This window comes from Sphingomonas sp. MS122 (genome assembly GCF_049532975.1).
Taxonomy (GTDB): Bacteria; Pseudomonadota; Alphaproteobacteria; order Sphingomonadales; family Sphingomonadaceae; genus Sphingomonas.
The window spans coordinates 3,370,373-3,384,224 of the sequence record NZ_CP186695.1 but is presented as its reverse complement, the minus strand read 5'-3'; the positions used below and the strand labels follow the sequence as shown (position 1 = coordinate 3,384,224).

General features: G+C 64.6%; 5 protein-coding genes and 1 tRNA gene. 5 read left to right on the top strand and 1 reads right to left on the bottom strand.

Features of this window, described 5'->3' with window-relative positions:
* Nucleotides 1-50: 50 nt before the first annotated feature.
* From ACO227_RS16485 to ACO227_RS16465, 5 genes are all read left to right on the top strand, one after another.
* Nucleotides 51-3,065 carry a glycosyl hydrolase family 28-related protein gene (locus tag ACO227_RS16485; protein ID WP_423603197.1) on the top strand — a complete coding sequence of 1,005 codons (3,015 nt, stop codon included), beginning with the start codon at nt 51-53 and terminating at the stop codon, nt 3,063-3,065.
* Nucleotides 3,066-3,216: 151 nt separating this feature from the next.
* Complete coding sequence (locus ACO227_RS16480) at nt 3,217-6,186, top strand: TonB-dependent receptor plug domain-containing protein (protein WP_423603196.1); 2,970 nt, start codon at nt 3,217-3,219, stop codon at nt 6,184-6,186.
* 134 nt (nt 6,187-6,320) lie between these two features.
* Nucleotides 6,321-9,308: a glycosyl hydrolase family 28-related protein gene (locus ACO227_RS16475; protein ID WP_423603195.1), complete on the top strand. Its 2,988-nt coding sequence runs from the start codon at nt 6,321-6,323 to the stop codon at nt 9,306-9,308.
* A gap of 63 nt (nt 9,309-9,371) precedes the next feature.
* Entirely contained in the window at nt 9,372-10,688 is a 1,317-nt protein-coding gene (locus ACO227_RS16470) for an MFS transporter (RefSeq protein WP_423603193.1), read from the top strand.
* Nucleotides 10,689-11,346: 658 nt separating this feature from the next.
* Entirely contained in the window at nt 11,347-13,254 is a 1,908-nt protein-coding gene (locus tag ACO227_RS16465; RefSeq protein WP_423603191.1) for a calcium-binding protein, read from the top strand.
* A 513-nt stretch (nt 13,255-13,767) separates the two neighbouring features.
* Here the strand turns inward: ACO227_RS16465 and ACO227_RS16460 are convergent.
* A tRNA-Lys gene (locus tag ACO227_RS16460) sits at nt 13,768-13,843 on the bottom strand.
* Between the last annotated feature and the right edge of the window lie 9 nt (nt 13,844-13,852).

Here is a 13,852-nt window from a genome sequence, read left to right as displayed (position 1 = left end):
CGATCTGCTGAGCTGGCCGAATCGGCCCTCGCGAAAGGATGGGTCGGCCTATGCGTGCGCTTCTCCTGGCGGTGTTTCTTCTGGTGTTCGCGGGACCGAGTCTGGCCCAATCGCGATCGGTCTATCCGACCGTGCCGGACGAGCCGCGTGCGGTGACGGTCAAAGGCCGGGGCGACGGACGCACCGACGATACCGTGGCCATCCAGAAGGCGCTCGATACCGCACGCGACCAGAGCGGTCACGGCATCGTCTTCCTTCCCTCCGGGCGCTACCGCCTGACCGGGACCGTGGTCGTCCCGCCGGGCGTTCGCATCTACGGCGTAGGCGCCACGCGCCCAGTGCTCGTGCTCGCGCCCAATACGCCCGGCTTCCAGAAGGGCGTGTCGACGATGGTCGTGTTCGGCGGCAACCCGCAATATCAGCCGGGCAAGCCGCCGGTTCCGGTGCCCACAATGGTGCCGCGGGATCGCGAGCAGCGCGATGCCCATTCGGGCACCTTCTATTCCGCCATGGCCAATATCGACGTGGAGATCGGCGTCGGCAATCCGGCGGCCGCCGCGATCCGCTTCCGCATGGCCCAGCACGCCTTCCTCAACCACATGAACTTCCGCATCGGGTCGGGCTTCGCCGGCGTCTATCAGGCCGGCAACATGATGAAGGACGTGCACTTCCACGGCGGCCGCTATGGCATCGTCACGGAAAAGACGTCGCCGGCATGGCAGTTCACGCTCGTCGACGCGACGTTCGACGGACAGCGCGACGCGGCCATCCGCGAGCACGAGGCGCGGCTCACCATGGCGAATGTCTCCATCCGCAACACGCCGGTGGGGATCGAGATCGACCGCGGCTATTCCGATTCGCTCTGGGGCAAGAACATTCGCTTCGAGAATGTCAGCCGGGCGGGCGTGATCATCTCCAGCGAGGATCGGGTGTTCACCCAGATCGGCTTTGAAGGCGCGGTGGCGAGCAACACGCCGGTCTTCGCGCGATTCCGGGACAGCGGCAGGACGGTGCCCGGGAAGGGGCGCAGCTACGAAGTCGCCTCGTTCAGCTATGGCCTGCACCTGTCCGGCCAAGGCCGATTCGGGGAATATAAGACCGAGGCGGAGATCAGGCCGATCGCGGCGCTCCCCGCGCAGGCGCAGATCATCCGCGACACGCCGCCCATGCGCGAATGGGTCAACGTCAGGACGCTGGGCGTCAAGGGCGATTGGGAGACCGACGACACGGCCGCGATCCAGCGCGCCATCGACACCAACCGCGTACTGTATTTTCCGATCGGCCACTACCGGGTGACCGATACGCTGAAGCTTCGGCCCGACACCGTGCTGGTGGGACTGCATCCGGCGATCACCCAGCTCTCCATCCCTGAGGACAACCCGCGGCACGCGGGCGTGGGAACGGTGGTTCCGATCATCGAAAGCCCGCGGGGCGGCGACAATATCCTGAACGGCATCGGCCTGTTCACCGGCCGCATCAATCCCCGCGCGTCGGCCTTGCTGTGGCGCTCCGGCGCGAACAGCCTGGTGGAGGACGTCAAGATCGCGGGCGGCGGCGGCACCGTCACGCCCGACGGCAAGCCGCTCTATTACCGGTCGACGCGGGGCGGGGATCCGATCCTCGACGATCGGCTCGACGGACAATATCCCAGCATCTGGGTGACGGACGGCGGCGGCGGCACCTTTGCGGACGTGTGGAGCCCGCAGAATTTCGCCTCCGCCGGCTTCTATATCAGCGACACCAGCACGCCGGGGCGCATCTTCGAAGTGTCGGTGGAGCATCATGCCCGCAACGAGTTCGTGCTCGACAATGTGCAGAACTGGGAATTCTATGCGCCGCAGACCGAGCAGGAGGTGAGCGACGGGCCCAATGCCATCGGGCTCCAGATCAGCAATTCGAGGAACCTGCTCTTCGCCAATTACCATGCCTATCGCGTCACCCGCACCTATCATCCGGCGCGCAGCGCGATCAAAATCTACAATTCGACCGATATCCGCTTCCACAACCTGCACAGCAACGCCGAAAGCGGCGCGGCACTGTGCAGCGACGACGCCTGCGGCACCTATCTCCGCGCGAGCAAGTTCCCGTTCGAGAATGCGATCGAGGACGCGACCAACGGCATCTTCACGCGCGAGCGCGAATTCGCCAAGCTGTACATCAAGGGCGTGCAGGAGAAGCCGGCGGAATCCCAACTGCCCGGCGCCGGCGAGCTCCGGAAGATCGCCGATGGGTTCTTCTCCATCTCGGGCGCGAGCGTGGCGGCGGATGGGACGCTCTACTTCGTCGATCGCCGCTTCCAGCGCATCCATCGCTGGACGCAGGCGCGCGGGCTGGAGGTCATCCGCGATCACCCGCTCGATCCCGTCAACCTTGCCGTCGACCGGTCGGGCCACCTCATGGTCGTGTCGGGCCAGGGCAAATATGGGACCGTCTATTCGTTCGATCCGAACGGACCGAAGGATCGCCTTACGGTGATCGAGCCGACACCGGCACGCAAGGGCGGGGACGCCAAGGTCGCGCTGCCGGCAAATTGGTGGAACAACGGCGAGTTCCGCGACCAGCTGAACCACGACACCTACGAATTCACGACGCTCGCGGAGATGTTCGCGCGCGATGTCGGGACGCCGAAGGCAAACGAATATGTCTCGCCCGACGGCAGCCTGGTCCTGCCCGCCTTTCCGGTGTGGCAGCAGGGTCCGATCGATCGGATCGGTTGGCGCTGGACGGACAGCCTCAACACGACGGGGCTGCTCCAGGCCAGGAAAGGCGAGCGCGTGCTCGTGTCCAACAGCTCGGAGAATGTGACCTATAGCGGCGTGGTCGGCGACGGCGGCACGCTCACCGATCTCCGCCTCTTCGCCAATCGCGGCGGCGAAAGTGTCGCAATGGACCAGCGCGGGCGCGTCTTCGTCGCGAACGGGCAGGTGTTCGCCTTCGCGCCCGATGGCCGTCAGCTCGGCCGAATCGACGTGCCGGAGCGGCCGCTGCAGCTGGTCTTCGGGGGCGAGGGTGGCCGCACGCTCTTCATTCTCACGCACCGCAGCTTGTACGCGGTGCAGCCCTGAACGCCGCACTTCGACTTTGGTCGTAGATGTAGCGCTACCATCGTTGCGTTAAGCCCTCGGATGCAACTCGAGCCGGCAGGGGCCGGGAACGATCCATTCGGGGGCTTGAGACATGACGAAGACCTCTCTTCCGCGCCGCCTTCCCTTTCTCATGAGCACCGGCATTGTCGCGCTCGGACTTGCGCTCGGCAGCCCGGCATTCGCGCAAGACGCGGCGCAGGAAACGCCCCCCTCGGCGCCTTCGCCCGATACGGCCGCGCCCGCGACCGCCCAAACTGGTCCGGCCGATGCGGCCAGGGACGAGCGCGAGATCATCGTCACCGGCACCCGCATCACCACGAGCGGATTCACCGCTCCTACGCCGACCACCGTCATCGGCGAGGAGCAGATCCAGAACGCAGCTCAGCCCAACATCTTCAACACCATCGCGCAGCTGCCCTCGCTGCAAGGCTCGACCGGCGCCGCGACCGGCACCTTCAGCACCTCGAGCGGCCTGCAGGGCCTCAGTTCCTTCTCGCTTCGCGGTCTCCAGCCGATCCGCACGCTGACCTTGCTGGACGGGCAGCGCGTGGTTGGCGCGAACGTCACCGGCGTCCCCGACATCAGCATGTTCCCGCAGCTGCTGGTCAAGCGGGTCGACGTCGTCAACGGCGGCGCTTCCGCTTCCTATGGCTCGGACGCAGTCGGCGGTGTCGTCAACTTCATTACCGACACGCGCTTCGAAGGCTTCAAGGCCAATGTCATGGGCAGCGTCACCAAATATGGCGATGACGGGACCGCGCTCGTCCAGGCAGCCTATGGCAAGGCGTTCCTCGACAACCGCCTGCACCTCGTGCTGAGCGGCGAATATGACCATGAGGGCGGCGTCGGCCCCGGCCATTTCGGCATCGACCTTGCCGGGAGCCGCGATTGGCACCGTGCCTCGACGCTGTTGAATACCGGCATCACCGACAACGGCCTGCCGCAATACAATTATCGCGACTATGCGCAGCCCTATCAATATTCGCTCTACGGGCTGATCAACAACGGCCCGCTACAGGGCACCGCGTTCGATGCGAACGGCACGCCCTATAATTTCAACTATGGCTCGAACGGCGTGCCGCTCGGCAACGGCCGGGTCAGCAACTGCTATCCGGGCAACTCCTTCTGCGTCGGCGGCGACCTGTCGGGCGCGGTCGGCTCGGGCGCGTCGCTGAAGTCGTCGCTGGAGCGGATCAACGGCTATGGCCGCCTGGGCTATGATTTCGCCGAGGGCAACGAGATCTACGTCTCGGTCAACGTGGCGCGGGTCAGGACGCACAACCAGCCGAGCCCCGGCTACAATCGCTCGAGCCTGCCCATCCAGTGCTCCAATCCGTTCGTGCCGCAGCTGGTGCGGGACCGGTGCGCGACGGCGGGGATCACCCAGTTCACCCTGGGCACCAGCAACGGTTCGTTCCCGAGCCCGCAAGTCTATACGGACCGGCGCCAATATCGCTTCGTCGCCGGGCTTAAGGGAAGCTTCGGCATCGGCGGGCGCGACTGGAAATATGACGCCTATTACCAGAAGGGCACCACCAAGTCGTATATCGACGTCGAGCAGATCGTTCTGCAGAACCGCTATGTCGCCGCCACCAATGCCATCGTGCTGAACGGCACCATCGTCTGCGCCGATCCCAATGCGCGGGCGCTGGGCTGCCAGCCGATCAACGTGTTCGGGTCCCCGCGTCCCTCGCAGGCGGCGCTCGACTATATCATGCCGCCCAACGGCCCGTTCCAGAACACCAGGCTGACTCAGGATGTCGCCAGCATCAACTTCTCGGGCGAGCCGTTCGACCTGTGGGCGGGACCGCTCTCGATCGCGTTCGGTGGTGAGTATCGCCACGAATTCTATCAGGTCCGCGCCGATCCCTATGGCGCCGGCGTTTCGGAGCTGAGCCCCAACAGCCCCGAATATCCGGCCGATCCGCTGCTCAATTCCGCGCAGGGCAGCAACTATGCCGCCGGCAACTACAAGAATGGCGGCGGCGCCTATGACGTCTATGAAGGTTTCGTCGAGGTCGACGTGCCGCTGTGGAACAGCAAGGCGCTGGGTCGCGCCAACGTGAACGCGGCCGCCCGCGTGACGAACTACAGCACATCCGGCACCGTCTGGGCCTGGAAAGTCGGCGGAACCTGGACGACGCCGCTTGATGGCCTGAAGCTGCGCGCGGTGACCTCCCGCGACGTGCGCGCGCCGAACCTGTCGGAGCTGTTCGCCGCGCCGACCGTCACGACCCTGCCGAGCTTCAGCAATCCGTTCACGGATCCGCCGCGCGCGGTGACGGCGTTCCAGTACACGATTGGCAACCCCAATCTGAAGCCGGAAATCGCGCGCGATACCGAGCTCGGCATCGTCTATTCGCGTCCGTCCTGGGCGCCGGGCCTCAGCCTGTCGGTCGATTATTACAACATCAAACTCAATGGCGTGATTTCTTCCCTGACGGCCGATCAGATCGTCCGCTTCTGCAAAGACGGCAATCAGGCCTTCTGCGGCGGCTTCAGCCTGGATAATGCCGACCAGAGCCTGAACTACATCAATGTCCAACCCTTCAACCTGGCGTCGTGGAAGACGAGCGGCTTCAACATCGAGGCGAGCTACCAGTGGCAGCGGCCGCTTGGCCTTTCAGGCACGTTCACCCTGCGCGCGCTCGCCACGCACGTCCGCGAGTTCATCGTCGATGCGGGCATCGCCGGCGTCGATCCGGTGGACCAGGCCGGTGCGAACACCGGGGCCACGCCGCATTGGAAGTTGCTGGGGGTCCAGACTTACGAGAATGGCCCGCTCACCCTGACGGTGCAGGAGCGCTGGTTCAGCGACGGGGTGTTCGGCAACCAATATGTGGTGTGCCAGTCGAACTGCCCGGTCTCCACCGGCAATCACCCGACCATCGACTTCAACGAGATGCCCGGCGCCTTCTACGTCGATATCGGGGCTTCCTACGAGGTCAGCGAGGCCTTCACCCTCTACGGCAAGGTAGACAATGTGTTCGACAAGGACCCGACGCCTTCGCCCCAGACCAATACGGGCCTGGACGTCAATCCCGCGCTCTACGACACGTTGGGCACGACCTTCCGCCTGGGCGCGCGCCTGCGCTTCTAGGCGGCAGCCCTGTGGTGACGAAGGTGAATTCGGTTGATCTCCCCCTGCTCCCGGCCTCGCGACCGGGGGCTTCTTCTCAAGGTGCCGCCATGCGCAGGGAGTTGTGGATCCGGGTCGCAGCTCTTCTCCTGACGATGGCGGCTGCACCCGCCACCGCCCAGTCCATCTATCTCACTGCGCCGCCGGAGCCGAACGCCGTCACGGTCGTGGGCAAGGGCAATGGGAAGGCGGATGACGGGCCGGCGATCCAGCGCGCGATCAATCACGCGGCCGACAAGGGCGGCGGCATCGTCTTCCTCCCGTCGGGCACCTACCGGATCAGCAAGACCCTCTTCCTCTGGCCGGGCGTGCGCATCTTCGGCGTGGGCGCTCAGCGGCCCGTCATCCTGCTCGGCGCCAATACGCCCGGCTTCCAGCGTGGCCTGTCCAACATGCTGATCTTCGCCGGCGCCCGCGAGCGCGATCCCGCCGCGCCGGGGCGGGTTCCTTTCCCGCCGCCCGGGAGCGTGCCGTTCAATCCCAATATCGCCGATGCAAATCCCGGCACCTTCTACTCAGCGCTCAGCAACATCGATTTCCGCATCGGCCCCGGCAATCCGGCAGCGGCCGCCATCCGCTTCCACGCCGCGCAGCATGCCTATGTCAGCCATGCCGAGTTCCACATCGGCTCGGGTCTCGCCGGCCTCTATCATGTCGCCAACTATGCTGAGAAGCTGGTGTTCCGCGGCGGGCGCTACGGCATCCTCGCCGAAAAAACCTCGCCTGCCTGGCCGTTCGCCCTCGTCGATGCGACGTTCGAGGGACAGCGCGACGCCGCCATCCGCGAGCATGAGGCGGGGCTCACTATGGTCAACGTCGCGTTCCGCGATACGCCGGTCGGGATCGAGATCGACAAGGGCTATGGCGACTGGTTGTGGGGCCAGCAGCTTAGATTCGAGAACGTCTCGCGCGCCGCCGTCCTGATCTCGAACGAGAACAACGTCTACACGCAGGTCGGCTTCCAGGATGTCGTCGTGGCGAAGACGCCGACCTTCGCCCGCTTCCGCGAGAGCGGGCGGTCGGTGACAGGAAAGGGGGGCGCCTATCGGGTGTCCTCTTTCACTTACGGCCTGACCTTGCCTTCGACCGGTGAGATGGGTGCCTATCAGACACAATTCAGCGCTGAGGCGATCGCTGAGCTCCCGCCGCGCACCGCGCCCGCCATCCGGCCGCTGCCGCCCGTATCGGACTGGGCCGACATACGCGCGCTCGGGGCCAGGGGGGACGACAAGACCGACGACACGGCCGCGATCCAGCGCGCGATCGACGGGCACCGCGTGGTCTACTTCCCGTCGGGCTTCTACCATGTATCCGATACGTTGCGGTTGCGCCCCGACAGCGTCCTCATCGGCCTCCACCCGAGCCTCACCCAAATCATCCTCCCCGACCGCACCGCCGGCTTCCAGGGCGTCGGCCCGCCCAAGGCGCTCGTCCAAAGCGCGGCCGGAGGCGACAATCTGGTGGTCGGTCTCGGGCTCAACACCAACGGCGTCAATCCGCGCGCGACGGCCCTGCTGTGGACTGCCGGGGCTTCATCGCTGGTCGCCGACGTCAAGTTCCAGGGCGGCCATGGCACCAACCTGTTCAATGGCACGCGGCTCAGCCCTTACAATGGCAACCAGACCGGCGATCCCGATCCGGCGCGCCGCTGGGACGGGCAATATGCCAGCCTCTGGGTCACCAAGGGAGGCGGCGGCACCTTCGCCAACATCTGGAGCCCCAGCACCTTCGGCCATCCCGGCATCTACATCTCGGACACGCAGACCCCCGGGCGGATCATCCAGGCCTCGGTCGAACATCATGTGCGTACCGAGATCGGGCTCAACCGCGTGGCGAATTGGGAGTTGCTCGCGCCGCAGACGGAGGGCGAGGCAGGCGAGAGCGGCGACGCGGTGGCGCTCGAGATCCGCAGCTCCCGGAACATACTGGTGGCGAATCTGCATGCCTATCGCGTGACGCGCACCCGCAAGGCGGCCCCCGCCGCGGTCACCCTCTACGATTCGCACGATATCCACTTTCGTAACGTGCATGTGAACGGGGAAAGCGGCGTCGGCACCTGTGACGAGGTGGGGTGCTTCACCTTCCTGAGGCTCACCAAGTTCCCGTTTGCCAACGCCATTTACGACGTCACCCGCGGCGTCGAGGTGCGCGAGCGGCAGTTCGCCGTGCTGGACGTGAAGGGAGACGCCCCTCCGCCCGCAGCCGCCACGTTCGACGGTAGCCGCGTGGAGCGGCTCGCCGATGGCTTCCATTCGCTCGGCGGCGCGGCAGTCGGACCGGAGGGCACGCTCTACTTCGTCGATCGGCGCGCGCAGCGCATCTACGCCTGGTCCGATGCGCGGCGGCTGGAGATCGTGCGCGACCAGCCGCTCGATCCCGTCAATCTTGCCGCCGACCGCTCCGGCAACCTCATGGTCCTCTCCGCGAGTGGAGCAGGCGGAACCGTCTACAGCTTCAAGCCAGGCAGCCCCGACGGCGAGCTCGCCCTCATTGAAGCGACACCGGGGACGGCACGCGCCGAAGCGGCCATCGCGCTACCCGCCAATTGGTGGGCGAATGGCGAGTTCCGCGACCAGCTCGATACCAAGACCTACCGCTTCCGGACGCTGGCCGAGATCTTCGCTGCAGAGATCGGCGCACCCAACGCACGGCAATATGTCTCGCCCGACGGCAGCCTGGTGCTGCCTGCCTACCGGACGGTCTTACAGGGCCCACCCGACTTCCGCGCCATGCGCTTCTCGCATGCGCTGGACGCCTATGGCTGGATCACGGCCAAGGCGGGCGGACGTGTCCTCGTCACCAACGCCTCCGAAAACAAGACCTATAGCGGGTTAGTGGACGCGACGGGTGCGGTCACCGACCTCAAGGTGTTCGCCGATCGCGGCGGCGAGAGTGTGGCCACGGGCCCGGATGGCCGCGTCTATGTCGCGAACGGGCAAGTGTTCGTCCACGCGAGCGATGGCCGGCAGCTCGGCCGGATCGACGTGCCCGATCGGCCGCTGCAGCTGATCTTCGGAGGGGCGGAGCGGAACATCCTTTACGTGCTCACCCATCACGCACTCTATGCGGTCCGCTGGCCTTGACCTGCCTGTTCGAGCGAAAAGCGCAACGATGCCGGTCACGCAGAGGCGGCGCCTCATGATTATGTGGCGGTCGCGGGTTCGGAGCCGCGCCTAAGGAGAATGAATATGGACGATTTGGGGCGGGCGACGATCAGCCGTGTTTCCTGGCGGCTGATGCCGCTCCTCGGGCTCATCTACATGGTTGCCTATATCGACCGGCAGAACGTCTCCTATGCCAAGCTGCAGATGGTGAGCGACTTGAGCCTCAGCGAGGCCGCTTATGGCCTCGGCGCCTCGCTGTTCTTCATCGGATATTTCCTGTTCGAGGTGCCGAGCAACCTGCTGCTCGAAAAGGTTGGAGCGAGGGTGTGGTTCGCGCGGATCATGGCGACCTGGGGCGTGGTCACGGTGCTGCTTGGCTTCACCACCAGTCCCACCATGTTCTACGTGCTGCGCTTCCTGCTCGGTGCAGCCGAGGCGGGGTTTTTTCCCGGCGTGCTCTATGCGTTGACGCTGTGGTTCCCGCAGGCGCACCGGGCACGGGCGGTCGGTTCCTTCATGCTGGCAAGCGCGGTTGCGAACGCGGTCGGTGCGGCGATCGGTGGCGTGTTGCTCGATCTCGACGGCATGCTGGGCCTGCGCGGCTGGCAATGGGTGTTCATCGCTACCGGGATACCGGCGGTGATCCTGGTGCCGGTGGTGCTCGCGACGTTGCCGAGCGGCCCTGCCGAGGCGCGTTGGCTAACGGAGCGGCAGAAAAGCTGGCTGGCGGATGTACTCCGGGCGGAGCGGTCGGGCGAACATGTCGCGGATCATCGCAACCCGATGCGCGCGCTCGCCGATCCGCGCGTGCTGGCCCTCTCCGTTGCCTATATCGGTTTTCCGCTCGCCGCCTATGGGCTTGGCTATTGGCTGCCGACGATCGTCAAAGGCTTCGGAGTCTCGAACACGATCAACGGCTTGCTGAATGTTATTCCGTGGACCCTGGTCGGCCTCGCTCTGTGGTGGGTGCCCCGCCACGCGGCGCGCTTCCAGAACCAGCGTTGGCACATCGCGGGGCCGGCGCTCATCGGCGCGGTGGCGCTGGTGCTGAGCGTCATCGTGCCCGGCCCGGTGCTCAAGTTCGTCATGCTGTGCATCGCGGCCCCGGCGATCTTTTCGGGGCAGCCGGTGTTTTGGACATTGCCGCCGCGCTTCTTGAAAGGGGCCAGCGCCGCTGCCGGCTTTGCGGCCATCAATTCGATCGGCAATCTCGGCGGCTTCGTCGCGCAGACGGTGGTGCCCCGCATCCGGGACGAAAGCGGCAGCGATCTCGTCCCGATGCTCTTCCTCGCTCTCTGCCTCGCCTTGGCCGCCTTCGGCGTCCTCCTCGCGGAAAGGCGGCTGCCTACGAGCGTGTGAACAAAGAATCAGAGGAAAGCGTGGCCGATAGCTTGATCATTCGTTGGCGATCGTCCTGAGGAGACCGCTTTACTTGCTTCACCGAAGGCTGCGGGACCGCTAGCTGCCAAAATTAGCCGCTAGCCTCTCACTAATCGTTTCCGTCGAAAATCTCCGGATCTAGCGGTGTTGCCGCCACCGATGCTTTGCCTTGGCACCGCAGAATCCAAACAGGAAGGCAATCGGAACCCCAATCAACAGTCCGATCAGTCCAAAGCGACGCCAAACCAGATAGGTAATCAGGAGCGTCACAAGCTGGAACGCGACCTGTGCAAGCAGCCTCATGGTTATAGTCTCCAATAGGCCACAGCTACGCGCCCGCATTGCGGACACTCGCCCTGCCTGCGGACGATCGCGAAATCTGCCGTTGGTTCAGATGCAGGCCAGGCATCCATAACCGGATGGATGGCTGCCATTGCAGCGACAGAATCGTCCCGCAATTCCCTATTCCGCTGCCTGATGCATGGTCGGTCCCGAAAAGCGGGCGGTGTGGCTCAAGCATGGTCTGCGCTTCTGCGAAATCGCGCGCGAATCCGATATGAGGGTTGAGTGCCTACCGCATTCGGCGGCGCTGTGCCGGGGCCGCTCATTGGCGACCGTTCAAATAGGAGTGAGCGTTATGCCATTCAGGATCGGCAGCGAGTTCCTCGTCAACGCCGGCAATACCTATGGAACACAGAATACAGCCGACATCGCGGGTACTGCGGATGGCGGCTTCGTCGTTGTCTGGCGCAGTGAGTTCCGGCCCGATGATGCGAATAATCTTGACTTCGAGATCCAAGCTCGAGCGCTGTTGCCGGGGCAGGCGATCGCCGAAGAATTTCGCGTCAACACGATCACCACCGATGCACAGTTCAGCCCGACCGTGACGGCGCGGCCCGATGGTAGCTTCGCGGTCGCCTACAGCAGTGGCGAGGAAAATAGCCTGCCGGGCACTTCGGTGAATACCCAGTATCTTGACCTGAACGGAGTGCCGGCGGGACCTGAACATCTGACCGATTACGACTATTATCATCGCAACCCTGAAATCGCCTCCTTTCCCGATGGCGGCGTCGTGACGGTGTGGAGCGGCGAATATAACGGCGAGGGCGAAGTGCGATCGCCTGCAGGCACAGGTTGGTCCCACTTTTCATATGGCTGGGACAGTAGCGTCGATACCAAGGCGGTGGCCACGCTGTCCAACACAAGTTTCGTCGTAACCTGGTACGGTTACAGGGATGAAGAGCACGCTATGGAGGGTGGCGAAACCGCCTTTTACGGCCAGATCCGCCAGCGCAACGGACTGAGCGCCACCCCATTCGAAATCGGCGAGGCAGCGGGCGGAAGGCCGGATCCTTCGATCGCGCAACTGTCCAACGGCAATTTCGTCGTGGTCTGGCGCGATGGGGAGTTCGGTAACGATCCTGTGAACGACCCGGGCTCCGAGATCAGGGCACGTATCTTCGATCCCAGCGGCCAGCCAATCAGTGACGTCTTCACCGTGAACAGCGAGATTGCGGCCGACCAGTATAACCCAGATGTCGCCGCGCTTTCCGACGGGCGCTTTATCGTGGTCTGGCAGGACGGCGCAGAATCGCCCGGCGTGCCCGCGCCAACGGCGACCATCCGCGCGCAGGTGTTCGACGCCGATGGTGCCCGCCTGGACGAGGAATTCCAGGTCAACGCGCCTTCCTCCATCAACGCGGAGGGGCCGAGCGTCACCAGCCTGGGCGGCGATCGCTTCGCAGTTGCCTGGACGGGCGACGAGGGCGATCTCGGATCGGACAGCGGCATCAAGGTGCAACTCTTCGCGGTGGACGGCCCGCCGCCGCCGGAGACGGTCACCGGCTCCGGGGAGAATGATCGTCTCACGGGCGGCTTCGGTGACGACCAGATCAGCGGGGGCAAGGGGGCCGATGTGATCTTCGCGGGTTTTGGCGCGGATCTGGTGCGTGGCGACAAGGGTGAGGATTCGCTCTACGGCGGCGCGGATGACGACGCGATCTTCGGCGGCTGGCAGAGCGATGCGCTCTATGGCGAGCTTGGCAACGACACGCTCTATGGCGATCTTAGCACCATAGGCGCCGGCAGCCGAGGCGCCAACGATCGTCTCTCCGGCGGTGACGGCGACGATTTGCTCTACGGCGATGCCGCGACGATCGCCTCAGGCGGGCACGGCGGCAACGACGTGCTCAAAGGCGGCCGCGGCAACGACAAACTCTACGGCGACGGTGCATCGGGTGCCGGCATGGCTGCAGGCGGCAGCGACACGCTCGACGGCGGTACGGGGAATGATGAGCTATGGGGCGGTGGCGGCGACGACCGCTTCGTGTTCAACGGCCTTTCCGCGTCGGACATCATCTGGGATTTCGGACAGGAGCCGGGCGACAACGACGTGATCGATCTGCGCGGGACGGAGGCCGGGAACCCGAACAATGGCGGCCTCCAGATCTATTATGTCGACGGCAATGCCGAGCTGTATTTCAACGGGGGGTTCATCAAGGTGGTGGGCGTGGTTAGCCTTGACCCGTCGGATATCCTGATTTGATCGACCGTGTGTTCCAGTCATTGTTCCCGGAAAGAGGACCAGAAAGGGCTTTGCAAGAGCCCTGATAGTGGAGGCGGTTGATCGGGCGAAACAAGCCGGCTGCGAGTGGTTCCATGTGGATTTTGAACCGCGCTTCCGACCGTTTTATTCGACGCTTGCGGGTTTAACCCCACCGACGCCGGCCTCATCGCCTTGAAGTAGCAACATCGGCCAGTGTCCGCTTTCGAGATGCCCTGAATCGTCAGCGGAACCGCCGCAATGGGTCGCTTTCCGCCGTTGAATCCTGATCAATGGACGTCCGCTTCGGCACCTCACGATAACGAAAGCCGCCTGTCTGCAATCGGCCCACTTTCGGACACTGAAGCTGCGGGAAGACGACCGGGCCTTTTGCCGTCGATGCTCGCACTCTATCCGGCGCTAGAATGTCTCACAGCGTCGCATAAGGACCGCTACCTTGAATGCTACCTTGGAGCGCGATCCGGTTCGCGAAATGCCGCTAAGTCATTGAAAAGGTGGTGGACGCACTAGGGCTCGAACCTAGGACCCGCTGATTAAGAGTCAGCTGCTCTACCAACTGAGCTATGCGTCCATCCGGGCG

Bases quoted from the DNA above. Each gene is read 5' to 3' on its own strand.
- ACO227_RS16485 (WP_423603197.1), top strand. From the start codon at position 51: ATGCGTGCGCTTCTCCTGGCGGTGTTTCTTCTGGTGTTCGCGGGACCG.
- ACO227_RS16480 (WP_423603196.1), top strand. From the start codon at position 3,217: ATGAGCACCGGCATTGTCGCGCTCGGACTTGCGCTCGGCAGCCCGGCA.
- ACO227_RS16475 (WP_423603195.1), top strand. From the start codon at position 6,321: ATGGCGGCTGCACCCGCCACCGCCCAGTCCATCTATCTCACTGCGCCG.
- ACO227_RS16465 (WP_423603191.1), top strand. From the start codon at position 11,347: ATGCCATTCAGGATCGGCAGCGAGTTCCTCGTCAACGCCGGCAATACC.